The 23,520-nt window shown below is 47.5% G+C and carries 22 protein-coding genes and 1 pseudogene; 21 read left to right on the forward strand and 2 right to left on the reverse strand.

Annotation, left to right across the window (positions count from 1 at the left end; translation table 11 throughout):
• Positions 1 to 185: 185 nt before the first annotated feature.
• Positions 186 to 579 (forward strand): annotated as a pseudogene (locus tag GRP75_RS08160) (winged helix-turn-helix transcriptional regulator).
• 169 nt (positions 580 to 748) lie between these two features.
• Here the strand turns inward: GRP75_RS08160 and GRP75_RS08165 are convergent.
• Positions 749 to 1,084 carry a winged helix-turn-helix transcriptional regulator gene (locus GRP75_RS08165; protein WP_023990392.1) on the reverse strand — a complete coding sequence of 112 codons (336 nt, stop codon included), beginning with the start codon at positions 1,082 to 1,084 and terminating at the stop codon, positions 749 to 751.
• Positions 1,085 to 1,352: 268 nt separating this feature from the next.
• On the opposite strand from GRP75_RS08165, the gene GRP75_RS08170 reads away from it, so the two are divergent.
• From GRP75_RS08170 to GRP75_RS08195, 5 genes are all read left to right on the forward strand, one after another.
• Positions 1,353 to 2,450: an FAD-dependent monooxygenase gene (locus tag GRP75_RS08170; RefSeq protein WP_160789057.1), complete on the forward strand. Its 1,098-nt coding sequence runs from the start codon at positions 1,353 to 1,355 to the stop codon at positions 2,448 to 2,450.
• Positions 2,451 to 2,533: 83 nt separating this feature from the next.
• Positions 2,534 to 3,298, forward strand: coding sequence for a GTP cyclohydrolase II (locus tag GRP75_RS08175; protein WP_160789058.1), 765 nt, complete (start codon positions 2,534 to 2,536; stop codon positions 3,296 to 3,298).
• Positions 3,295 to 4,395 carry a bifunctional diaminohydroxyphosphoribosylaminopyrimidine deaminase/5-amino-6-(5-phosphoribosylamino)uracil reductase RibD gene (gene ribD, locus GRP75_RS08180; protein ID WP_160789059.1) on the forward strand — a complete coding sequence of 367 codons (1,101 nt, stop codon included), beginning with the start codon at positions 3,295 to 3,297 and terminating at the stop codon, positions 4,393 to 4,395. Before GRP75_RS08175 ends, ribD begins: the two co-directional genes overlap by 4 nt.
• A 589-nt stretch (positions 4,396 to 4,984) precedes the next feature.
• Positions 4,985 to 7,903, forward strand: a complete 2,919-nt coding sequence (locus GRP75_RS08185; RefSeq protein WP_076160675.1) for a glycosyl hydrolase — start codon at positions 4,985 to 4,987, stop codon at positions 7,901 to 7,903.
• Between the two features lie 834 nt (positions 7,904 to 8,737).
• Positions 8,738 to 9,856, forward strand: coding sequence for a slipin family protein (locus tag GRP75_RS08195; protein WP_160789061.1), 1,119 nt, complete (start codon positions 8,738 to 8,740; stop codon positions 9,854 to 9,856).
• Between the two features lie 60 nt (positions 9,857 to 9,916).
• On the opposite strand, the gene GRP75_RS08200 is transcribed toward GRP75_RS08195, so the two are convergent.
• The gene (locus GRP75_RS08200; RefSeq protein ID WP_023990387.1) at positions 9,917 to 10,330 is read right to left on the reverse strand and encodes a chemotaxis protein CheW; all 414 of its coding nucleotides are present in this window, start codon (positions 10,328 to 10,330) and stop codon (positions 9,917 to 9,919) included.
• A gap of 275 nt (positions 10,331 to 10,605) precedes the next feature.
• On the opposite strand from GRP75_RS08200, the gene GRP75_RS08205 reads away from it, so the two are divergent.
• From GRP75_RS08205 to GRP75_RS08270, 15 genes are all read left to right on the forward strand, one after another.
• Positions 10,606 to 11,541, forward strand: a complete 936-nt coding sequence (locus GRP75_RS08205; protein WP_023990386.1) for a DNA-binding transcriptional repressor DeoR — start codon at positions 10,606 to 10,608, stop codon at positions 11,539 to 11,541.
• 209 nt (positions 11,542 to 11,750) lie between these two features.
• Positions 11,751 to 12,413, forward strand: a complete 663-nt coding sequence (deoC, locus tag GRP75_RS08210) for a deoxyribose-phosphate aldolase (protein WP_025722509.1) — start codon at positions 11,751 to 11,753, stop codon at positions 12,411 to 12,413.
• Positions 12,414 to 12,443: 30 nt separating this feature from the next.
• Entirely contained in the window at positions 12,444 to 12,839 is a 396-nt protein-coding gene (locus GRP75_RS08215) for a cytidine deaminase (RefSeq protein ID WP_023990384.1), read from the forward strand.
• A 74-nt stretch (positions 12,840 to 12,913) separates the two neighbouring features.
• The gene (locus GRP75_RS08220; RefSeq protein ID WP_023990383.1) at positions 12,914 to 14,092 is read left to right on the forward strand and encodes a NupC/NupG family nucleoside CNT transporter; all 1,179 of its coding nucleotides are present in this window, start codon (positions 12,914 to 12,916) and stop codon (positions 14,090 to 14,092) included.
• A gap of 29 nt (positions 14,093 to 14,121) precedes the next feature.
• Entirely contained in the window at positions 14,122 to 15,306 is a 1,185-nt protein-coding gene (gene deoB, locus GRP75_RS08225) for a phosphopentomutase (RefSeq protein ID WP_023990382.1), read from the forward strand.
• Positions 15,307 to 15,397: 91 nt separating this feature from the next.
• On the forward strand, positions 15,398 to 16,105 hold the full coding sequence (gene deoD, locus GRP75_RS08230) for a purine-nucleoside phosphorylase (protein ID WP_023990381.1): 708 nt from the start codon (positions 15,398 to 15,400) through the stop codon (positions 16,103 to 16,105).
• A 32-nt stretch (positions 16,106 to 16,137) separates the two neighbouring features.
• Positions 16,138 to 17,424, forward strand: coding sequence for a pyrimidine-nucleoside phosphorylase (locus GRP75_RS08235; RefSeq protein WP_160789062.1), 1,287 nt, complete (start codon positions 16,138 to 16,140; stop codon positions 17,422 to 17,424).
• A 134-nt stretch (positions 17,425 to 17,558) separates the two neighbouring features.
• A complete protein-coding gene (locus GRP75_RS29575) occupies positions 17,559 to 18,233 on the forward strand; it encodes a hypothetical protein (protein WP_237448960.1) in 675 nt (224 codons plus the stop codon).
• The gene (locus GRP75_RS29580) at positions 18,221 to 18,607 is read left to right on the forward strand and encodes a leucine-rich repeat domain-containing protein (RefSeq protein WP_237448961.1); all 387 of its coding nucleotides are present in this window, start codon (positions 18,221 to 18,223) and stop codon (positions 18,605 to 18,607) included. Before GRP75_RS29575 ends, GRP75_RS29580 begins: the two co-directional genes overlap by 13 nt.
• Positions 18,608 to 18,727: 120 nt before the next feature.
• A complete protein-coding gene (locus tag GRP75_RS08245; RefSeq protein WP_231517203.1) occupies positions 18,728 to 18,916 on the forward strand; it encodes a hypothetical protein in 189 nt (62 codons plus the stop codon).
• Between the two features lie 116 nt (positions 18,917 to 19,032).
• Positions 19,033 to 19,716, forward strand: coding sequence for a hypothetical protein (locus GRP75_RS08250; protein ID WP_023990377.1), 684 nt, complete (start codon positions 19,033 to 19,035; stop codon positions 19,714 to 19,716).
• A gap of 354 nt (positions 19,717 to 20,070) precedes the next feature.
• Complete coding sequence (locus GRP75_RS08255; RefSeq protein ID WP_023990376.1) at positions 20,071 to 21,135, forward strand: sulfate ABC transporter substrate-binding protein; 1,065 nt, start codon at positions 20,071 to 20,073, stop codon at positions 21,133 to 21,135.
• Positions 21,136 to 21,213: 78 nt separating this feature from the next.
• The gene (cysT, locus tag GRP75_RS08260) at positions 21,214 to 22,047 is read left to right on the forward strand and encodes a sulfate ABC transporter permease subunit CysT (protein ID WP_023990375.1); all 834 of its coding nucleotides are present in this window, start codon (positions 21,214 to 21,216) and stop codon (positions 22,045 to 22,047) included.
• Between the two features lie 79 nt (positions 22,048 to 22,126).
• Positions 22,127 to 23,002, forward strand: a complete 876-nt coding sequence (gene cysW, locus GRP75_RS08265; RefSeq protein WP_160789063.1) for a sulfate ABC transporter permease subunit CysW — start codon at positions 22,127 to 22,129, stop codon at positions 23,000 to 23,002.
• Positions 23,003 to 23,164: 162 nt separating this feature from the next.
• Positions 23,165 to 23,520 (forward strand): aminotransferase class V-fold PLP-dependent enzyme (locus tag GRP75_RS08270; RefSeq protein ID WP_160789064.1); only part of this gene is annotated, 356 nt, incomplete at its 3' end.

Consider the following 23,520-nt stretch of genomic DNA (forward strand, 5'->3'; position numbering starts at 1 on the left):
CTCTGGGTGTATAATAAAAAGAGCTTTTTTACTCATACTTCATTCCTCCTTGAATGTGAAACGATATCTACTATTGTAGGATGGCTTCGTCAGGCTGTGAAGAATGCACTTTCAAGTACGGAGGTTACCTGCAGGTTACTATTAGAGTGCAAGACCATGATGATTTAGAAGGGGTTAATTGATATATGTCCGATACGCTAAGGGAAGAAATACGTGAGAAGATCGTCAACGGAGACTATAATTGCGAAAAGGAACTGACCCTTTTCGGTCTTAAGCGGAAAGTGGAAGGTCGTCATTTTATGGCATCTGGGTGTAGAAGGGGCGCACCGTTTCAGTGACCTGCAAAGGCTGTTTCCGAAGCTGTCGCATAAAGTGCTAACCAATCAGCTGCGGGAGTTGATGGAGGACGGTATTGTGCACCGGGAAGTGTATCCCGAGGTACCTCCAAAGGTGGAGTATTCGATGACCGAGCTGGGGATGACGATTTTACCCATTGTGGAGATGATGTATGACTGGGGGAAAAAACGGGTGCAATCCATTCGTGAGGAAATGCAACGCAGCGGTGAGGGAAACGTTTAAATAATGGAATCGATATGTAGGTGAATCAATAAAGTTCCTTCATAGAAAAATAGAACGCCTTGCACTATGAGTACAAATTGTACTTAGAGCAAAGGCGTTCTTTGGCATGTTAGCAGTCTGTGTGTTTTTATCATGTTAGTTTAGGGAAAATAGCTGTAGCCCATATGGATCATTGCTTTTCAAGTGCTGGTAGAACCTCAATCCAGCGTGTAGCCCAAGTACCGATATGGTCAAACAAAGGAGCTAAATCGCGTCCCTTATCTGTAAGAGAGTATTCAATCCGTACAGGCTTCTCAGGATAAACCATACGTTGTATGATTCCTTCTTCCTCCAGCTCTTTTAGACGGTCGGAAAGGACCTTTCCACTTAAATTAGGGATTGAATTCTCAATAGCGACGAAACGTTGCGGACCATTGGTTAGTTGAAATACGATCAACACCGTCCAACGCTTACTCAGTAGCTCCATAGCTTTTTCAAACCGTGGGCACATCTGCGGAATGTTCATGTGATCACCTCATGCTCCTATTATTAACGATCCACTGTTAAAAGTAAATGATTTTACTTTACATAAATTTATTACTTGACGAAATGGTGTGATATAAATATACTTTGTTACATAAAGTAACTTGTTGGCTTTGATACGGAGCTTGAGATATGAATACTTAAAATTTGAACTTAATTTGATATTATTTTTGATATTATTAATGATGTAATTAAATGAACAGATACGAACTAACCGTTATGGTGATGGTTTGGGCGTAGGGGGAAGTCAGATGAAGTTGGAATGTGAAGTGTGCGTAGTTGGAGGGGGACCCGCAGGAACTTTGTTGTCCTGTCTACTGGCGGCGCAGGGTGTATCCACGATATTGATTGAGCGGCAGAGCATAGCGGGAAAGGCTTTCCGCGGTGAAATCTTGAATGATGAGGGTCAGGAAGTGATCCAAAAGCATAAGCTGCTCGAACAAATTCATAAGGACTATGTTCTCGCCTCTACAAGAATCGAATATTGGGAGCATCAGCAGCAAGTGAAGACGGTCAAGCCAGCATCAGTAGATGGTAATGTGGGGGTTCATATTCCACAGCCTCGATTTTTGGAGGCTCTGCTCAAGCAGGCGTCAACCTACGAGTCCTTCCGTTACCTGGCGGGTACAACTGTGACTACCTTGGAAGGTAACAGCGAGCAGGGGTACACGGGCTTGGCCGCCCGCGATAAGAACGGTCATGAGATCACGATTGACAGTTCGTTGATTGTAGGGGCAGACGGTCGCTATTCGACTGTGCGCAAGCTGGCGCAGATGCCTGTGACAAACATTCGACACGGCTATGATCTGCTATGGGCGAAAATCACAGCACCTGCTGGGTGGGAGCCCGTCACTCGTCTGGCACGGGTCAACGGAGGGCAGTTGGCTTTATTCTCGCAGGCTGAGGGCTATATTCAAATTGGCTGGAATGTGGAGGAAGGTAGCTTTTCAACCCTGTTTAAGCAATCTTTTGAACCCTTTATACAACGGTTTACCGAGGCTTTTCCGGATTTGAAGCATAGTGTGCATGATCACATTCGTTCATGGAAGGACTTCGTACCGTTGGATATTTTCAGCAGTCGCAGTGACACCTGGGCGCAGAACGGGCTGGTCCTTATTGGAGATGCGGCGCATACCATGACACCTACCGGAGCTTTTGGCTTGAATGCAGCTTTGAAGGATGCCGATGTGCTAGCCAGTGAGCTTCTTCGTTTACGACAGAAGAGCTATACCGCAGGAGACCTAAAGGCGTTCGAAGACGGACGGCGACAGGCTGTCACCGAGCTTCAGGGACGGCAGCTGACGATGGAATCCACGTTTCATGAACATTTCTTACACATAGTTCAATGATTTATGACCCTGACAATAACGATTAGCCTATGAGTAATGAGGCATTTTCTATATAGAGCTTATATAAAGGATGGTGCAGAGAGATGAACCAAAAAGATGTAGCTACGCTACTTAACGATAAAATTCAAACCGTTCGCGGAGAGCAATCTTCGACGATTTTAGTAGGACCGATCAAGCTGCCAGTTAATATGGAAGGAGAAACGGTTGTTTTTCAGTGGTACTGCTGGTTGCCTGTACGGGATGAGGAAGATCGTCAGGACTTACTGAATGCCACCGCTGAGATGATTGTGAAGCGATTGTCCACACTGGATTTGGCAGAGGGACAACAGTCAAGCGTTTTGGTGTATGGCGATCTTCAACAGTCGGAAAATGCATTAGTTCGCATGCATAGTATTTGCCATACTGGAGATATTTTTGGTAGCAAGCGTTGTGATTGCGGATTTCAACTCCACCAGTCCATGAAAATGATTGTGGAACATGGAACGGGTGCATTGTTCTATCTGGCTAACCATGAAGGCCGCGGAATCGGTTTGTTTAGTAAAGCAATGGCTTATATTCTGCAGGAAGAAGGCATGGATACTGTAGAAGCCAATCATCAATTGGGTTTTGAAGATGATACACGCAACTATGCGGATGCCATTAGTGTGCTCCGTCACCTGAGACAAAAACCAGTAACCCTGATCACAAATAATCCCAAAAAACTGGATGCCTTGAAGAAATCGGGTATGAATGTGGCGGGTCGCATGCCGCTCTGGGGCGATGTGTCGCAATATAATGAACGGTATTTGAATACAAAAGTGGAACGATCCGGCCATTTGCGGGATTCCGATCTCAGGGAGGTTCTATGACCACTCACGAAAAATATATGCGCCTGGCACTGGAAAATGCCAGAAGTGCTAAAGGGCAAACCGAACCGAATCCGCTTGTCGGATCAGTCATTGTCAACAACGGTCGTATCGTTGGGATCGGCGCTCATCTGAAGCCCGGCGAGCCACATGCCGAGATTCATGCGTTGCGTATGGCGGATGAACACGCTCAGGGAGCGACAATTTACGTAACACTGGAGCCGTGTTCCCATCACGGTCGGACAGGCCCGTGCGCGGAAGCCATTGTGAAGGCAGGCATTCGTCGGGTGGTGGTTGCAGCGCTGGACCCGAACCCGCTGGTTTCCGGCAGAGGGGTACAGATTTTGAAAGATGCGGGCATTGAGGTCATTGTCGGAGTATGTGAGCAGGAATCCATCCGCATGAATGAAGTGTTCAATCAATATATTGTGAGCAAGCGTCCTTTTATTACGATCAAATCGGCAGTAACACTGGACGGTAAAATTGCAACCCGGACCTCGGAAAGCAAATGGATTACATCTGAGGCTGCACGGGAGGATGTGCATCGTCTTCGTAACGAGCATGTGGGAATCCTGGTCGGTGTACAGACGGTGATTCACGATAATCCTCAGCTTACGACTCGTCTACCAGAAGGACGGAATCCGATTCGTATCATTTTGGATAGCAAGCTTCGTATTCCATTGGATGCCCGTGTCATTACAGATGGGGAGGCGCCTACCTGGATATTCACAGGACGCGCTTATGATGAAGGCAAGCGTAGCCAGTTGGAACAGCTAGGTGTAAAGGTATTTCCGACTCAGGATGAAAACAGCGATCGGGTTAACCTGTCGCAAATGCTGGATATTCTGGGGGCAGCGGAGATGTCATCAGTATTCGTAGAAGGCGGAGCCGAGGTGAACGCTTCCTTCGTGCAGCAAGGGCTGGCAGACAAGCTGGTGCTGTACATGGCACCAAAGCTGGTTGGAGGACGCGCAGCCCCGGGATTTCTCGGGGGAGAGGGCGTGTCTGCGATGAGCGATGCGGTGGCATTGCATGATTTGAGCGTGACACAAGTTGGTGTAGACTGGAAACTAGAAGGGTATTTTGAGCGGGAAAAATGAGTGTTGTTTGCGGGGGAGAAGGCACTCCACTAAGGGGTTGATCTTCCGATCGCTGTTGCAGTGGGATTCTTCGGATTGTATAAGACATTTAAAGGTAAGAATCCCACTGCAAAGGCGAACGCTTACGCTTCTCCAGATTCAACCCCTTCGCTCCGCTACTGCCCACCGCAAAGTCACTCATTTTTTCGAAATGGTGTGGAGCATGGGAAAGGCAAAAGGACTTAAATACTCAAAAGCTCAAAAGCTCATATACTTAAAAGAACAGAGAATCTGAAGGGCTAAAAGGCCTGGAGGATTCTTTTTTTATATACTAAACGTTTATTAGGGTGAATGATTAATGGGATGAATAACTCATAGGGTAAATGTCTAATGGGGTGAATTCGAGATAACATAATTACACACGCTTGGGTTTTTCGTCCTGGTTTCTTATGTATTTTTAGAGACTTTCGCCTCGTTTAGTTAGAATATAGAAATAAAAGGATTGACCTGGAAATTGAGATCAAGCACAATGAAGTTGAAATCAACTTGGAAGAGAAGGGAAAAGCCTTGCAGTGAAAGGGATTATAGAATTCAAAGGAGGATGTAGGTTGTGAAAAAAACGTTATTATGCTTGTTAAGTGCCAGTCTGATATTTTTAGCTGCACCGGTTTCTACTAAAGCCTTTTCGGGTGAGGTCACACAAGGCGCTGGCTCATATTCAACCACACTACCTGCCGGAGCAGCAACACCGCAAAACGAGATTTACAAAACAGCGAATGTAAACAGCCCAATGCCTACCAATGACTGGTGGAGCAGCCTCGCCTGGGTACCGTACTCCGAGGCTCAATATCCGCATCCCCTTGCCTTGAAAAATCAGCAAAACGGTTTACGCATCTTTAACCCGAGTGGGAAAATTACGGTAAATCCGGGATACATCGCAGGTTGGATGGATGATGTGAACGATTTTTCCGTCGGCCATTCTGTAAGCGCTTCATTTCCAGATGCCAAGGTGGACGGTTTCAGTGACTGGTTTGTCAAATCATTATTTCAAAGCGGCAGCAATAAAATGAGTGCTACCTATGGACACGGCTCCCCCTATGTTTTTTTTGAGTTTGGCGGTGGCAATCCCAAGCTTTCATTTAATGGGGTGCCAGAGGTTTGGTCTGGGTCAGCTAGTTCCCCTGTGCTTGGCATTACGGTTAATGGCTCACACTATGGTCTGTTTGGTCCTTCCGGCAGCACCTGGTCTGGCCTCGGAACGAGTACTCTGATCAATCAATTGAACGGGAAAAACTATTTTACAGTGGCGGCTTTGCCTGACAAAACAACCGCGACATTGGACAAATTTCAGCAATACGCCTATTCTTTCGTTACAAACTCCAAAGCACAGTACAGCTATAACGAAGCCTCTTCCGAAGTGACGACCACCTTTACTGTTGCGACAACAGCGAAGGAAGGCACGCAAAGCGGTACTATTTTTGCCTTATACCCGCATCAGTGGAAAAATTCATCACAACCCCTGCTAGGCTATACGTACAATTCTGTACGCGGTCTGATGAAAACAGCAGAAGGTGCTTCTTTTCAAACGAAAATGAAGTTTACAGGGGTACTGCCTTCCCTGCCCGACTTGGGGTCCTACGATAAAAATACGCTCAACAGTTATATAGACGAAGCGAAAGCGGAAGTCTACTCCGGCGATAGAGACACGTACTGGACTGGAAAACGTCTGGGCAAGCTAGCAGCGCTGGCGCCGATTGCCGACCAGGCTGGCAATACCGCAGCAGCGACCCAGTTCCGCAATGAGATCAAAAGCCGGCTGCAGGACTGGTTTAAGGCCAGTGACAGCTCGGGTAATCTGAAAAGCTCCAGTCTATTTGTGTATAACAACAATTGGGGGACGTTGATCGGTTATCCCGACAGCTTTGGCAGTGCGGTAGAATTAAATGACCATCACTTCCATTATGGATACTTTATCAAGGCCGCGGCCGAAATTGCACGTGTGGACAAGAGCTGGGCATCCAATTCCCAATGGGGGCAGATGGTACAGTTGCTCATTCGTGACATCGCCAATACCGACAGGTCTGATTCGAAATTTCCGTATTTGCGTAATTTTGATCCCTATGCCGGGCACACCTGGGCTTCCGGCCATGCCAAATTTGGTGATGGCAACAACAATGAATCCTCCTCGGAAGCGATGAATGCTTGGGCAGGTCTTATTTTATGGGGCGAGGCGACGGGAAATACTCAAACTCGTGATCTGGGCATTTATCTATATACAACGGAAATGAATGCGATTAACGAATACTGGTTTGATGTGCATGGCACAAACACCCCTGCAGGGATGCAAAGCGCGACGGCAAGCATGATCTGGGGTGGTAAAACGGTAGGGAATGCAACATGGTGGACCAATAATGCCGCAGAGGTTCATGGTATCAACTGGCTACCGATCACCTCGGCTTCCTTGTATCTGACGCAGTATTCAGATTATGCAGCTAAAAATTATAACGATCTGCTGCGAAAAAGCGGTGGGAATTTCAGTCCATGGGAAGATATTGTGTATATGTACAGAGCGATCTCGGACCCGTCCGATGCCAAGGCCAAATTCAGTGCACGCGTAGCGGCCATGACACCGGAAGCGGGGAATTCCAAGGCGAATGCCTACCACTGGATCTACAATTTGGATGCTTTAGGCAACATCGACCACAGCATCACCGCTAATTCACCTATTTATGCCGTATTTCATAAAAACGGTGTAAAAACTTATGTGGCCTACAATTTTACAAACCAGGTTAAAACGGTAACCTTCTCAGATGGGCACACTATTACCGTGCAGCCGAATACCTTTAATACCGGAAATGGAAGCGGCGGTGGCAATCCGCAACCTGATACGGAGGCTCCATCCATCCCGGCGAATGTTCGAGCTACGACCAAAACGGCTTCGGCGGTCACTCTGGAGTGGGATGCAGCTACAGACAATGTTGGCGTTACGGGTTATATCGTTTATAAGGACGGGGCTCAGGCAGCAGAGATAAGTGGTACTTCCGCTTCAATTACAAGGCTGAATGCAGCTTCCACTTACAGCTTTACCGTTAAGGCTCGCGATGCAGCTGGTAACCTATCTGCAGCAAGCAATGCGGTAGGGGTAACGACAGAGCCAGCATCTGGCGGTAATGAGGGTGGCGGAGAAACGGAGGATTATAAAGTAGGAGCTCGCTTTGTCAGCGATCATGAAGCATTGCTTCAATTTACACCCAAAACAGCCTCGGCCTATGTTGACGTGCATTATACTTTAACTGGTGGACAACAGCTCAATTACCGAATGACAAACAACGGCGGTGTCTGGGAGCAGCGGATTACAGACCTCGATATCGGGAAGGCTGTCAGCTATTGGTTTACCTATGAAAAGGCGGGATTGCAATATGAGACCCCTTCATTCAGCTATACACACCAGCAGACTGCTTCTACAACGACAGACGTTCCACAACTTCCGTTACCGAGCGTTGATCCCGTTTTCGAAAAAACATCCTAGTGGATCAGGCCTAAGATACGAACGCGACAGTTAACTATAGAAAGAAAGACACAAGGGAAGCAAATACGCTTCTCCTGTGTCTTTTTTTGTTTTTTTATAGGGTCGTAATACTTTCGCCATGTTCGTGAGTTCCAGGTTGCGCGATAATGATAAAGGCTGATACAGGAAGATATTACCGAGGCGTGGATTTCCAAAGGTCCCGCAGTGCCTGCCCTGATGGGGTCAGGTATCCTGTAATTCTGATGTATCCACCAACATTAGGGTTCAATTCCCAATCGCCTTCCACGCGACTTCTGGTAGAGTATTCGAATGATCGAATAAAAACAATGAAAAGACCCGGATAAGAGCATCCCATGTCTGGTCTCGATGACAGGTACCGGGGCGATGGCTATGCGGCCAGCGGATACCGGAGAGAGCAAGCGCCGACAGGGTTCGAGGCTTCGGGGATACAGATTCACAATCGATGTTGGGCTGATGAATTCCATCCCTAGAACACGGAAACAGGCGGTATCTTTCTTTTTCCTTAAGCTTGACCCCGCCGTCCACACCGGAGGGATGCTCTGCAAGGGTCACTAACCCTACTACAACAAATAAAAATAAAAAATCCTCATTTTAAAAGTGTGTTGATTTTAAGGCGGGCAGCAGCGGAGCGGACCATTTGAATCTGAAGAAGCGAAGCGTTCGCCTTTGCCACTGAATTTAACCCTTTAACGGGTTTATCCATTCTAAAAATTCAGTAGCAACAGCGATCGGAAGATCAAATGGACCGTGAAGCCGCTACACGCGGAAATGTACATTTTTAAGTTGAGGATTTTAAATACTAGGAGTGATACGATGTTTAAAAAGATAACGATTAAATCTGATGAGCGCGGGCTGCTGTTCAAAAAAGGAAGCTACCACAAGTTGTTGCACCCAGGAACTTACCTATTGAAAATATTTCAGCAGGAAGCAGTTGAAATTTTGAATGTAGCCGAACCTTTTTTTGTACCTGATCATGACATTCGTTTGTTTTTGACAGATCCCCTAATGCTTGAGCAATTGAATGTCATTGATGTAGAGGACCATGAATATGTGTTGCATTATGAGGATAATCGATTTGTGGAGCTACTGACGGCAGGGAAATATGCTTTTTGGAACATGCTCAAGAAACATCGTTTTGTTCGTGTAGATACTCGGCAGCCTGCGATTGATAAGGCATTGGGGCAAGCATTCTTGTCCAAGACACCGGGCTTCTGGAAGGCACTTCAGGTGGGCAGCTATGAATTGGGATTTTTGTATTACGATAATGTGTTGCAGGGTGAGCTGAAACCGGGCAAATATTATTTCTGGATGTCCACAGTGAATACAGAGATCAAAACGATAGATATGCGACAACAGCAGATGGACCTGATGGGACAGGAAATCATGACAGAGGACAAAATCACGCTGCGCCTCAACTTCGTCTGTCAGTACCGTATCATCGACCCGTTGCGGGCGTTGGAATTCCGGGCATACGAGGAACAAATGTATATTATGCTTCAACTGCTGCTACGCGAATATGTTGGCACGATGAAGCTGGATGATTTGCTGAAAATGAAGCAGGAGATTGCGGAATATGTTTTGACTCGACTGAATGAGCAGAGCGGCGAATATGGAGTGACTTTTACGTCAGCAGGGGTGAAGGATATTATTTTGCCGGGGGATATCAAGGATATTCTGAATACCGTGCTGTTGGCAGAGAAGAAGGCACAGGCCAACCTCATCACACGACGTGAAGAGACGGCATCCACTCGTAGTCTGCTCAATACGGCCAAGCTGATGGACGAGAATGCCACCCTCTTTCGTCTTAAAGAACTGGAATTCATGGAAAAAATCTGCGAGAAGATTGGCACGATTTCGCTGACTGGCGGGAATACGTTGCTGGAGCAGCTGAACACGCTGGTTCACATGAAAGAGGGGCAGGGACTCCAATAACTGAAAATACTCCCGAACGATGAGTGCAAGCCGGCTCAAGGTTTGGGAGTATTTTGCGTTTTAGTTTGTCTTGGTGGATGCAAGAAAAGCGTCCATATCGATCACCGGAATGAGGGTACCCTGATGCTCCATCACAGTAGGGAACAACTCGCGCTGCCACTCTTCCTCATTGCTTTGTAGCTGACTGTCCTCGGCAGAAGCCGTGTCCTCCACCTGATCAACAAGCAGAGCAATCTTCGCACGACTGAGCAAAATCATTTTGTCCTCGGCGGAATCGCTTGATGCAGGAAGAAACAGCTTTTTGCGTAAATTAAGGATCGTAAATACATTGCCGCGAATAGTCACCATTCCTTCATGCCACGCCTCGGAAAAGGGAAGCGGCGTTCCTTTTTTGGCATTCATGACTTCTTCTACTTCCACAAAGTTTAAAGCGAACTTTTTGTCCGCCAGACTGCACACAATAAATTCAGACATAGCAATTCTCCTTACATATTCAAATAAGCCATCACAGGTTGTGAATGAGCGGTAAAATGGGTTAACTATTGCGTTTTGACAGATGGAACGATAAAGTTGAGGATGCGGTAAAGTAGTTGTAGTTAATCACAGAATATCACAAACGAGCAGTTAAATCTTCCAAATTAACAACTAAACGGCCAAGGCGTGGCTTCAAGTTTCCCTTCATATATAATGTTTGGGACTAAAGCTGTGTCCGCTGGCACTACATTTTAAGATAAGCGGGTTGAGGTAGAATGGATCATGAAAAGCAGCGATTAAGTATCGAGGCAGCCAGATTATACTATCTAAACGACTACAGTCAGCAAGATATCGCGGTCAGACTCGGGGTTTCGCGTCCTACGGTATCGCGGTTACTGCAGGCTGCCAAGGAACAGGGATACGTGCGGATCAGTATTGTGGACCCGATGGAGGATATGGACGCGCTCGGAGAGCAGGTGAAGAAGAAGTACGGACTGGATACCGTGTTAGTCTGTTATTCGCCGTTAAATGAATATCAGGAGATCAAGAAGCATATCAGCAAAAAAGCAGCCGATTATTTGCATGAAACGGTACAGGATGCTGATATTATTGGAGTGACATGGGGAACAACGATGCATGCCGTAGCGCTTCATCTCCAACAAAAGCAGGTCAAGGGTGTTGAGGTGGTTCAGCTCAAAGGAGGCGTGAGCCATTCACATGTCAACACATATGCCGTGGAAACCGTGAATTTGTTCGCAGAAGCCTTTCATACTATAGCACGGTATTTGCCGCTGCCTGTGATTTTCGACAGTCACGCTGTTAAGAAAATGGTCGAGGAGGATCGGCATATCCAGCGTATCATTGAACTTGGCAAGCAGGCGAACATCGCTGTGTTTACGGTGGGTACGGTCAAGGAGGATGCATTGCTGTTCCGATTGGGCTATTTTAACGGGGAAGAGCAGAAGCTACTGCAAAGAATCGGCAAGGGCGATATTTGCTCGCGCTTTTTTGACGCTGAGGGCAACATATGCAGTCAGGAAATCAATAGCCGTACCGTCGGGATTGATTTGCCTGATTTGCGAAAGAAGGAGAAGTCCATTCTCGTCGCTGGAGGCCAGCGTAAAGTGGAGGCCATTCGGGCATCGCTGCGTGGCAAGTATGCGAATATCTTGGTGACAGATCAGTTTACGGCACAAGCACTTTTACAATAGAGCAAGTCTTTCTCAATCCAGCAAAATACACGGTTATGGCGTTTCCCTACAGGGTAATATGAATTGTAGGTGACGCCTTGCGCATAAGCTTGAACATAATTTCAAAATGTGTTTTACATATGTTCAAAGGCGTGCTATGATGGTCTCATCACAGAGAAATAAAGGACTTTTGTCTTCACACTATTTATCTAATGAAGGAGCTTTTAGATATGAACATTGCAGCATTAATCGACCATACATTGTTGCGTGCAGATGCGACGAAGGATGAATTTACGAAATTGACTGCCGAGGCAAAAAAATATCAGTTTGCTTCTGTATGTGTGAACCCGACGTGGGTAGCTTATGCAGCAGAACAGCTCGCAGGCACAGGCGTAGCTATCTGTACAGTTATCGGTTTCCCGCTGGGAGCAAGCACGTCCGCAACGAAAGCATTTGAAACGAAAGATGCTATTGCTAACGGTGCGACTGAAATCGATATGGTTATTAACATAGGCGCTTTGAAGGCACGTGATGTACAGCTCGTCGAGCAGGATATCCGTGCGGTCGTGGAGGCAGCTGCTGGTACACTGGTAAAAGTGATTATCGAAACATGCCTGCTAACAGACGAAGAGAAGGTACTGGCATGTGAGCTGTCCGTCAAAGCGGGAGCGAATTTTGTGAAAACCTCGACAGGCTTCTCAACAGGTGGAGCTACTGCGGAAGATGTGGCTTTGATGCGCAAAACGGTAGGACCTGAGATTGGTGTTAAGGCTTCAGGCGGTGTACGCAGTCTGGAAGACGTGCAAAAATTAGTAGAAGCTGGCGCAAGTCGGATCGGTGCAAGTTCCGGTGTGAAGATCATCGAGGGCGAGCAGTCTACATCTTCCTACTAAGTTTATTTTAAAGTCATGGAGGGATTCGCGATGAAGGATCAATTGATTCAGAAAGCGCTTGAGGCGCGTAAACAGGCATACGTTCCGTATTCGAATTTTCAGGTGGGTGCTGCGGTTCTCGGAAGCGATGGCACGATTTATCACGGATGTAATGTGGAAAATGCCTCCTACGGCTTATGCAATTGTGCAGAGCGGACAGCGATTTTCAAAATGGTATCCGAAGGCTGCCGTCAAATTGATTCGATTGCGATAGTAGCTGATACGGAAGGGCCTGTGTCTCCATGTGGAGCCTGTCGTCAGGTTATTTCCGAATTTGCTCATCAAGATACCAAAATTTATCTGACAAACCTTCATGGCAACACGGAAGAGTGGACGGTGGATCAATTACTGCCGGGTGCTTTTCGACCTGCGGATCTGGGGAAATAAAAAAAGAATGCCTCTTTGGAGCGCATTCTTTTTACGGGGAATGTAAGCGCTTAATGTAATGAGGGGGAAATTAAATGAAATATGTAATCGCTCTGGTGGGACTGCTCGTTGTATTTGCACTTACTTACGTTGCCAGCAGTGACAAGCGTAAAATCAGGTATCGTCCGCTGATAGTTATGGTTGTTCTGCAAGCAGCGCTTGCTTTCGTATTGCTGAATACAGGAATTGGCGAATTTCTGGTCAAAGGCTTTGCAAAAGGTTTTAATAGTCTTTTGGCATATGCAACTGAAGGGATTAACTTTGTTTTTGGCGGAATTGCGAATGAAGGAGCAGCCCCGTTCTTTATCGGTGTACTGCTGCCAATCGTGTTCATATCTGCGCTGATTGGTATTTTGCAATATGTAAAAGTGTTGCCTTTTATTATTAAATATATCGGGCTTGTCTTGAGCAAAGTAAACGGAATGGGTAAACTGGAATCCTACAACGCTGTAGCTTCGGCTATCTTGGGTCAATCCGAGGTGTTTATTTCCGTTAAGAAGCAAATTGGTCTGCTGCCAAAACATCGGTTGTATACGCTGTGTGCGTCTGCGATGTCAACGGTGTCCATGTCGATTGTGGGAGCTTACATGCAAATGTTAAACCCAAAATATGTGGTCACAGCTTTGGTATTGAACCTGTTCGGCGGCTTTATTATCGCTTCCATTATTAATCCGTACAAGATTGAGAAGGAAGACGATTTACTGGAAGTTCAGGAGGAAGAGAAGCAGTCCTTCTTCGAAATGCTCGGGGAATATATTATGGACGGTTTCAAGGTTGCTATTACGGTAGCTGCGATGCTGATCGGTTTTGTGGCGCTGATTGCCATGGTTAACGGGATTTTCTCTTGGTTGTTTGGAATCAGCTTTCAGGCGCTGCTTGGATATGTGTTTGCGCCTTTCGCTTTTGTCATGGGTATTCCGTGGAACGAAGCCGTTCAGGCGGGCAGCATTATGGCTACCAAACTCGTGTCCAACGAATTCGTGGCCATGCTTGATCTGACCAAGCAAACAGGCTTGTCGGAGCGCACGGTCGGGATCGTATCGGTATTCCTCGTATCCTTTGCTAACTTTTCATCCATCGGTATCATTTCCGGGGCTGTGAAGGGTTTGCATGAAAAACAAGGAAATGTGGTGGCCCGCTTTGGTCTGAAGCTGTTGTACGGGGCAACGCTGGTTAGCGTGCTGTCGGCAACGATTGCAGGGTTGTTTTTGTAAAAAAAACAGCGAGTTAGGAAAGGATTTTTATGATGTCTAAATTCAAACGAATTCACTTGGTGGTTATGGACTCGGTTGGTATCGGCGAAGCGCCGGATGCTGCCCAGTTTGATGATTACGATGTAGATACACTCGGTCATATTGCCCGCGAACGCGGTGGTCTAAAGATGCCGAATATGGGTAAGCTCGGTCTATCCAATATTCGTTCCATAGAAGGTGTGGAAGCGGCCGACAAGCCGCTTGCGTATTACACTAAGATGCAGGAAGCGTCCAATGGCAAGGATACGATGACGGGTCATTGGGAAATCATGGGCTTGAATATTGCTGTTCCTTTCCGTGTATTTCCTGATGGGTTCCCGGATGAGCTGATTCAGCGCATTGAGGAGCACACAGGCCGCAAAGTTATTGGCAATAAGCCGGCCAGCGGAACGGAAATCATGGATGAGCTGGGCGAAGAACACGTGAAAACTGGAGCGCTCATCATCTATACCTCGGCGGACTCTGTGCTGCAAATTGCGGCGCATGAGGAAGTTGTACCTTTGAAAGAGCTCTATGAGATTTGCGAGTTCTGCCGTAAAATCACGCTGGAAGATCCGTACATGCTGGGTCGCATTATTGCACGTCCGTTCGTAGGCGAGGCAGGGAACTTCTCTCGTACCTCCAACCGACATGATTATGCGCTCAAACCGTTTGGTCGCACCACCATGAACGAGCTGAAGGATGCAGGTCTAGATGTGATCGCCTTGGGTAAAATCTCCGACATTTATGACGGTGAGGGTGTGACGAAGGCGGTGCGTACGGTGTCCAATATGGACGGCATGGATAAGCTGGTGGCTACGCTCGATGAGGATTTCACCGGATTAAGTTTTCTGAATTTGGTGGACTTTGACGCTGTATACGGTCACCGTCGTGATCCGCAGGGGTATGGTCAAGCCTTGGACGATTACGATGCGCGTCTGCCAGAGGTTTTTGCCAAAATGACCGATGACGATCTGCTAATCATCACTGCGGACCATGGGAATGACCCGACGTATCGGGGAACGGATCACACCCGCGAATATGTACCTTTGCTGGCATATTCCCCGCGTTTTACAGCTGGGGGCAAGGAGCTTGCGGTTCGTAAAACCTTTGCTGATATTGGAGCGACCGTGGCGGATAACTTTGGTGTGAAACTGCCTGAACACGGAACGAGCTTTTTGGCAGACCTTCAGTAATCAAGGACCAGCAAGAGTACAAGCAGGATTACTAGTAACGATATAAATAACGATACAAGCATGGACAAATGGGACGGAGGAATAAAAAAACATGAGTGTACACATTGGAGCCAAACCCGGAGAAATTGCAGAAACGATTTTGCTGCCAGGAGACCCGTTACGGGCTAAGTTTATTGCTGAAACGTATCTGGAGGACGTGACCTGCTACAACGAGGTTCGCGGAATGCTCGGATTCACGGGGACGTACCAAGGCAAACGCCTATCTGTACAGGGAACCGGGATGGGGCTGCCATCTATCAGTATTTATGTCAACGAACTGATTAGCGAATATGGTGTGAAAAACCTGTTCCGCGTGGGTACATGCGGCGGAATGAAGGAGCATGTGCACGTTCGTGACGTCATTTTGGCACAGGCATCCTGTACGGATTCCGGCATGAACCGCCATATCTTTGGCGGCTACGATTACTCGCCGATTGCCAGCTTCAATCTATTGAAGGGTGCTTATGATCGCGGTGTTGCCAAAGGCTTGAACATGCATGTCGGCAATGTATTCAGCTCAGACAGCTTCTACCGTGATGACAAATCAGTGGTACAAAAGCTGATGGAATACGGCGTGCTGGGTGTAGAAATGGAAACTTCGGCTTTATACACGTTGGCAGCCAAGTTTGGTGTAAACGCACTGACGATTCTGACGGTAAGCGATCATTTGCTGACGGGGGAAGAAACGACCGCAGAAGAACGGCAAACAACCTTTAAAGAAATGATGGAAGTTGCACTGGATACAGCAGTATCTCTGTAAACGATCATACGCACAGTGAGGAGAAATGACATATGAGAATGGTAGACTTGATTGAGAAAAAACGTGACGGAAAAGAACTGAGTACGGAGGAAATTAATTTTATTATCCAAGGCTACACTCAGGGTGAAATTCCCGATTATCAAGTCAGTGCATTGGCGATGTCCATTTTCTTCAAAGATATGACTGAACGCGAACGCGCTGATCTGACGATGGCGATGGTTCATTCGGGTGATACCATTGATCTGTCCGCGATTGAAGGTGTAAAGGTCGATAAGCATTCCACTGGCGGTGTGGGTGATACAACAACGCTGGTACTGGCTCCGCTCGTAGCGGCCTTGGACATTCCGGTAGCCAAAATGTCAGGCCGCGGCCTCGGACATACCGGAGGAACAATCGACAAGCTGGAGGCTATTGCAGGCTTCCACGTCGAAATCAGCAAGGACGAATTTGTGGATTTGGTGAATCGCAGCAAAATTGCGGTCATCGGACAAAGCGGCAACCTGACACCTGCGGACAAAAAGCTGTATGCCCTGCGTGACGTTACGGCGACGGTCAACTCGATTCCGCTGATTGCCAGTTCGATTATGAGTAAGAAAATCGCTGCCGGCTCTGATGCCATCGTGCTCGATGTAAAAACAGGTGCAGGCGCATTTATGAAAACCGTAGATGATGCCAAAGCACTGGCACATGCGATGGTGAGCATCGGTAACAATGTGGGTCGCAAAACGATGGCAGTCATTTCCGATATGAGTCAACCGCTGGGTCTGGCCATCGGTAACTCGCTGGAAGTGAAAGAAGCGATTGATACGCTGCGTGGCGAAGGACCAAAAGATCTGGAAGAGCTGTGTATGGCTTTGGGCAGTCAGATGGTGTTTTTGGCAGGGAAAGCAGAATCTCTCGAAAACGCCAAAGAGAAGCTCAAAGAAGTCATTCGCAATGGCAAAGCACTGGAGAAATTCAAAGAGTTTATTGCGAATCAGGGCGGTGACGCTTCTGTAGTGGATCATCCTGAACGCTTGCCGCAAGCACAGTATCTTATTGAGGTGCCTGCGAAGCAGGACGGTGTGGTAGCTGAAATCGTGGCTGACGAAATCGGTACCGCAGCGATGTTGCTTGGAGCAGGACGTGCGACCAAAGAATCCGAGATTGATCTGGCTGTCGGCTTGATGCTGAACAAAAAGGTCGGGGATGCTGTTCAAAAAGGCGATTCACTGGTTACTATTCATGCGAACCGTGAAGATGTAGCCCAAGTGCTGGAGAAAATCTACGCGAATCACGCGGAAGCGCCAGTGCTAATCTACGGAACAGTGACAGAGTAAGCGATAAGCCATATTTATAAAGTCGTGTTGAGTGTCTTTGATCAAGTTTGAAAAATATGACAGCCGGACTCATAATAGATATGAGTTCGGCTTTTTTTATTGTAAGGCCGAGGGTTGCACAGAGGGGGAGAGACATGTTCAGATTATACAGCGATGTCCGGGGAGCAGCCTATGAAAGACTGATTGATTATGCTATGGAACGGGCAGACACGTTTATGCTGGGCATACATAAATGGGCGACAGAGGATGAGAATGGGGTGATCGACCAGGATGTCCTGTTCAAGGAATTGTTACAGCAATTGAATCCTTTTATGCTGTCCACACACTCTTATGAGGAAATTAGGGGCATCCATTCCATTGCCTACACACAAGGAACATTTTACCGATACCAGTGTGCGCCCGAGGCAGGGGGATTATTAAAGCAGGCGGCGTCTAGTTTGTTTTCCTGGGTACATCCCCAATTACCTGAGGATTTGTGCTTCCAGAATGCGGAGGGAAGGGATTGGATCATTAACATAGCTCACGAACGAATAGGTGGACTAAACATGGCTACAGAAGAAGCGGATGAATTGGAGAAGCTTATACCTGGTGTGTTTATTCACAAACCTGAATATCATCAGGATATAGATGTTTTTCTGGACGATGCTATTCGGCATCAACCGGATCGAGTAGAGCTTATGCGGTTTGGCTTGAGGGAGATACCGGAACGGATTAGAGAATTGTATTCCCTGAAGCATCTGACTATTTTCGAGCAGGATATACGAACACTACCGCACGCTTTGTTGAATTGGAATCGTTGGAGTCACTGACGATACAAGTAGCGGATTTGGAAGAGCTACCCGCTGACATTGCCAAGCTGACCCATCTCAAAAACCTGAGGATCAGCTGTGGATGCTATGATCGTCCGGCCCCAGATTTCAAAGTGATTCCCAAGGCGGAGCTGGCATTTCGGCATTTGCCTCCTGAAATCGGAGAGCTGCAACAACTGGAGTATCTGGATATTCAGTATAGCGGAATCCGTACGTTGCCTCCTGAATTACAAAACCTGAAAAATCTACGCTCCTTGGACATTGTGAATGGATTCATCGAATCGGCACCCGATTTTATATATAAAATGACCTGGCTGAATCGCTTCCTTATAGAAGATAAGCCGTTCCATCTGTGCAATCACGGTGACGACTGAAGGAAAGATAAGAAGAGGAGGAAATCAAATGGTGGAGAGGAACGCAAGCTGTACATCAGTATCAAGAATACAGGTAAGCAACCCGTACAATACAAGCTCAATAGTGCGAATGGATTAGACTTGCAAGGGCCAACGAGCGGGTTTTCCAGCCGAACGTTGCAGCCGGGAGAACGCCACGATCTGGTGTTTGTAAAGCCAGAGGGACAGGATGAAGCTGCAAATGACTCCTTGAAAGAGATGATTTTGAAAGTAAGTACGGACGATGGATCGCAAGGAAACGTTAAAACCTTCGCATATATTACACTGTAAGCTCCTTCCAGAAAGGGCACGACATGCGGTCATTAGTCTACTTATGTTACAATAGAACGGTTGAAGACTTAATGAACAGAATAGGTCAGAGCAGAAAGCAGAAAGGATGACCCGTTGTGCCCAAAAACCATGAATTCGGTAATCAAAAGATGTCACGGAGGCTGTCACTCACAGCCATTTTACTTACACTTACCTTTGTAGCACTTACTGGCTGTGGTCAGGATAAGAATGCTGAAACCATTGATACTGGAAGCAGTACAAGTGTGATCGAGAACGGAGCCGGTGGTAGTCGTAGCGGTTCAGCCCAAAGTGACAAAGCAGCGAAAGAGAGCAAGAGTGCAGAAAACAGCGGTACTGATGCACAAAAATCAACTCCTTCAGCTCCATCTGCTTCATCGGATACATCTTCTTCTCCGGCAGCCTCCAATCCATCGCAAAATCCATTTGAGGTAGCAGGTATTCAAGATCCTAAAGCGTTTTTGAACACGTTCAAAGCGCTGCAGAAGGCAGTTGCCGACAATGACAAGGAAAAAGTGGCCAATTATATTTTGTACCCTCTGCGTGTTAATGATAGTGAAAAGTCGCTAACGATTCCGAATAAGAAAGATTTTATGGCCAAGTATGATCAGATTTTTACGGACGCAATTCGCGAGGCGCTGGTGAATCAAAAGACAGATGATTTGTTTGTTAATTATCAGGGAGTCATGGTGGGATCGGGTGAACTGTGGTTGAGAAGAGCTACGGACAATCCGAAGCTTTTTGGAGTCTTTTCGATTAATCTTGAAACGGTTGCCAACTAAGTCGTACTTCGTGTGTAAATGACCTCTAAACGGTCGGAAACATATATAATGTTTCTGACTGCCCCCCTCTAAAGAAAGAAAAGTCCAGATGATACATACCAAAAAAAGGTTTGACATCACTCCTAAACTCTCGTATTATATCCATATAACTCATTAAACAGGTAGGAATTAAAGAATTAATGTATGATCTCGCCATTTTGGCGGAGAACCTCTAGGAACAGCAGGCAGACACTGTCCACGTGACAGGTTTGACCTATCAGGGCTGCATCAGGGAATTCTCCGCTCTTTTTTTGATTATGTCTGTCAATAACAGGCGTAAATGAATACAAATTACATAGAATTCGGGGTGTCTTGATGAAGAGGCAATGGAAAAGTGGACTTATTCTCGGACTATCTTTGGTTTTAACGATTATGCTAAGCGCTTGCGGGGCAAGCAAGGGAGGGACGCAGGCGGATGGTAGCTCTGCTGCCGGTTCCAAGGACGTGGAGTTACTCAATGTTTCTTATGATCCGACCCGTGAGCTGTATGAGGCATATAATAAAGCATTTGCCGCCCATTGGGAGAAGGAGAAAGGGCAGAAGGTTACGATCAAGCAATCTCACGGAGGATCTGGCAAGCAAAGTCGTTCTGTGCAGGACGGACTGGACGCGGACGTGGTAACTCTGGCCCTGGGCTATGATATTGATGCGCTACAGGAAAAAGGACTCGTTAAAGAGGGGTGGCAAAGTAAATATGAGCATAACAGCGCCCCGTACACTTCAACCATCGTGTTACTGGTACGCAAAGGGAACCCGAAAGGGATTAAGGACTGGGACGATTTAATCCGTGGCGATGTGCAAGTTATTACACCGAATCCTAAAACTTCGGGTGGAGCACGTTGGAACTATCTTGCAGCCTGGGCCTATGCGCTCAAGAAGAACAATAACGATGAAGCCAAGGCCCAGCAGTTTGTACAGGAGCTGTATAAGCATGTGCCGGTACTGGATAGCGGAGCACGTGGAGCGACAACGACTTTCGTAGAGCGTGGAATTGGCGATGTACTGATCGCTTGGGAAAATGAAGCACTGCTCTCGGTGAAGGAGCTGGGTGCGGACAAATTCGATATCGTGTATCCGTCGATCAGTATTTTGGCGGAACCACCGGTAGCGGTAGTTGATAAGGTGGTAGATAAAAAAGGTACACGCGAGGTGGCGGACGCATACCTGAAATATTTGTACAGTGAAGAAGGGCAGACCATTGCTGCCGAAAATTATTATCGCCCAACACTGGAGAGCGTGACGGCAAAGTTCAAGGATCAATTTCCTAAATTGGAGCTCGTGACCTTGAAGGATGTATTCGGGACATGGAAGGAGACGCAGCAGAAGCATTTCAGTGACAAGGGCATTTTTGACCAGATTTATGTACCCGGCAGTTCATAAAATAGGTGGACTGTGTAGGGATTGGGTCGGTAGCCGCGAGTGTCATAGTGAATGGATTCAGAGAGGGATGGACAGAACATGAATCAAGTGCAAGCCACTCGAAAACGCGTACTTCCCGGGTTCGGGTTAACAATGGGTTATAGTGTGCTGTATCTCAGTCTGGTGGTGCTGGTGCCTTTATCGGCACTGCTTCTGAATTCAACTGGACTGACGTGGGAGAAATTTTGGGACGTGGCGACTGATGTTAGGGTGCTGGCTTCCTACAAGGTAAGCTTTTTGTGTGCTGCGGCTGCGGCGCTGATCGACCTGTTTCTCGGTTTATTGATAGCTTGGGTGCTGGTGCGTTATGAGTTTCCGGGAAAACGAATTTTTGATGCGGTGATTGATCTGCCCTTTGCTTTGCCTACTGCGGTAGCAGGGGTTGCTTTGACTGCTCTGTATGCGCAGAACGGCTGGATCGGTTCATTGTTTGAACCGCTTGGATGGAGGATGGCGTACTCACAGACGGGGATTACGCTAGCATTGATGTTTATTGGCATTCCGTTCGTTGTACGGACAGTGCAGCCGGTGCTGGAGGAGCTGGACAAGGATGAGGAGGAGGTCGCTGCTACGCTGGGAGCTGGCAGATGGCGTATCTTCTGCAGCGTTATTGTGCCGGAGCTGGTGCCACCGCTGCTGACGGGTTTTGCGCTCGCCTTTGCCCGTGGCATTGGCGAGTATGGTTCTGTCGTCTTCATCTCTGGCAATATGCCGATGAAGACGGAAATTGCTCCACTGCTCATAATGTCCAAGCTGGAGCAAAATGACTATGCAGGAGCTACGGCAGTAGCGTTGATGCTGTTGGTAATTTCATTCGTGCTGTTACTCGTGATTAACAGCATTCAGCGCTGGTCACGACGGCGTACTGCCTAAACGCAACTGTCTAATGTGACTATCTAATGTTAACATGCAGGGCTGCGCATGATACCCACGTTCTAAGGAGGGATAGATTATGTCACAAGCGATAACTGGGCAGGAGCTTGCTTCTGCACCAGTGCCTTCATCTGTACCGCCCAACAGGGTCACGACCGAGGCCGCTTGGGTGAAGTGGACGCTGATTGGTGCTGCTTTTTTAGCTTTGCTCTGGGTGCTGGTATTGCCGCTAATCGTCGTGCTTACCGAAGCACTCAAGCAAGGATGGGGCGTATACGTCGAAGCGTTACGGGACCCGGATGCCATGTCCGCATTGCGGTTGACGCTGCTGGTGGCAGCGATAACGGTACCGCTGAATACGGTATTTGGTGTAGCTGCCGCTTGGCTGATCACGAAATTTCAATTTCGCGGCAAAGGCTTGCTGGTCACCTTAATTGATTTACCCTTTGCCATCTCTCCTGTCGTCGGAGGGCTGATGTATGTATTAGTGTTCGGCGCACAGGGCTGGCTTGGACCGTGGTTGGACGAGCATGATATTAAAATTATATTTGCTTTGCCTGGTATTATTTTAGCAACGCTGTTCATCACCTTTCCATTTGTGGCGCGAGAACTCATTCCAATGATGGAAGATCAGGGACAGCAGGAGGAAGAAGCGGCGGTCATGCTGGGCGCGCGCGGCTGGCGCATTTTCTGGAAAGTGACGCTGCCGAACATCAAGTGGGGTTTGTTGTATGGCATCATTTTGTGTAATGCGAGAGCCATGGGTGAGTTCGGTGCAGTGTCCGTCGTTTCTGGACATATCCGTGGAGAGACGAATACACTGCCGCTGCATGTAGAAATTTTGTATAACGAATATCAGTTCTCGGCATCTTTTGCGGTGGCCTCGTTGTTGTTGTTACTTGCTCTGGCAACCTTGGTACTTAAAAGCTGGTTTGGACGCAAACGCGTGCATTAATTTATGATTTTGTATATGATCCCTCAGGGCCTCTCTTTGCGTCTATCGTCTGTTAACGGCGGGAAGATGGGAAGAGAGGCCCTTGTTCTAAGGTGGCTTATATGGATAATAAAATGATCATATCAAGGCACGTTGGTGTGCCCAGGAGGAGCGAAGGGAAAAATGAAACATCCGTTTCAGTCCTACCGTCAGCTGTTTCCAGTGCTGTCCTCACATATCCATGTAGGGAGTTGTTCCCAGGGGGCCGTATCAAGGCCGGTTTCCGCTGCCATTGAGGAATATCATCGAAGTTTGCTGCAACACGGTCATAACGGCGATCTGTCTATGGCACGTTTGGAGGAGGCTAGAGGGCATTTTGCCAAGCTCATTGGGGCGGAGCCTGACGAAATTGCGGTCCTGTCCTCAGCCTCTGAGGCGATTGCCGGGGTGGCCACAGCCCTTCCTTATGTACCGGGAAAAGAAGGCATTGTGTATGCGGACACCGACTTTCCGACGGTGGGACACATCTGGCAGGCACA

The organism is Paenibacillus sp. OT2-17, assembly GCF_009827695.1.
Classification (GTDB): domain Bacteria; phylum Bacillota; class Bacilli; order Paenibacillales; family Paenibacillaceae; genus Paenibacillus; species Paenibacillus polymyxa_B.

Bases quoted from the DNA above. Each gene is read 5' to 3' on its own strand.
- GRP75_RS08165 (WP_023990392.1), bottom strand. From the start codon at position 1,084: ATGAACATTCCGCAGATGTGCCCACGGTTTGAAAAAGCTATGGAGCTA.
- GRP75_RS08170 (WP_160789057.1), top strand. From the start codon at position 1,353: ATGAAGTTGGAATGTGAAGTGTGCGTAGTTGGAGGGGGACCCGCAGGA.
- GRP75_RS08175 (WP_160789058.1), top strand. From the start codon at position 2,534: ATGAACCAAAAAGATGTAGCTACGCTACTTAACGATAAAATTCAAACC.
- ribD (WP_160789059.1), top strand. From the start codon at position 3,295: ATGACCACTCACGAAAAATATATGCGCCTGGCACTGGAAAATGCCAGA.
- GRP75_RS08195 (WP_160789061.1), top strand. From the start codon at position 8,738: ATGTTTAAAAAGATAACGATTAAATCTGATGAGCGCGGGCTGCTGTTC.
- GRP75_RS08200 (WP_023990387.1), bottom strand. From the start codon at position 10,330: ATGTCTGAATTTATTGTGTGCAGTCTGGCGGACAAAAAGTTCGCTTTA.
- GRP75_RS08205 (WP_023990386.1), top strand. From the start codon at position 10,606: ATGGATCATGAAAAGCAGCGATTAAGTATCGAGGCAGCCAGATTATAC.
- deoC (WP_025722509.1), top strand. From the start codon at position 11,751: ATGAACATTGCAGCATTAATCGACCATACATTGTTGCGTGCAGATGCG.
- GRP75_RS08215 (WP_023990384.1), top strand. From the start codon at position 12,444: ATGAAGGATCAATTGATTCAGAAAGCGCTTGAGGCGCGTAAACAGGCA.
- GRP75_RS08220 (WP_023990383.1), top strand. From the start codon at position 12,914: ATGAAATATGTAATCGCTCTGGTGGGACTGCTCGTTGTATTTGCACTT.
- deoB (WP_023990382.1), top strand. From the start codon at position 14,122: ATGATGTCTAAATTCAAACGAATTCACTTGGTGGTTATGGACTCGGTT.
- deoD (WP_023990381.1), top strand. From the start codon at position 15,398: ATGAGTGTACACATTGGAGCCAAACCCGGAGAAATTGCAGAAACGATT.
- GRP75_RS08235 (WP_160789062.1), top strand. From the start codon at position 16,138: ATGAGAATGGTAGACTTGATTGAGAAAAAACGTGACGGAAAAGAACTG.
- GRP75_RS29575 (WP_237448960.1), top strand. From the start codon at position 17,559: ATGTTCAGATTATACAGCGATGTCCGGGGAGCAGCCTATGAAAGACTG.
- GRP75_RS08255 (WP_023990376.1), top strand. From the start codon at position 20,071: ATGAAGAGGCAATGGAAAAGTGGACTTATTCTCGGACTATCTTTGGTT.
- cysT (WP_023990375.1), top strand. From the start codon at position 21,214: ATGAATCAAGTGCAAGCCACTCGAAAACGCGTACTTCCCGGGTTCGGG.
- cysW (WP_160789063.1), top strand. From the start codon at position 22,127: ATGTCACAAGCGATAACTGGGCAGGAGCTTGCTTCTGCACCAGTGCCT.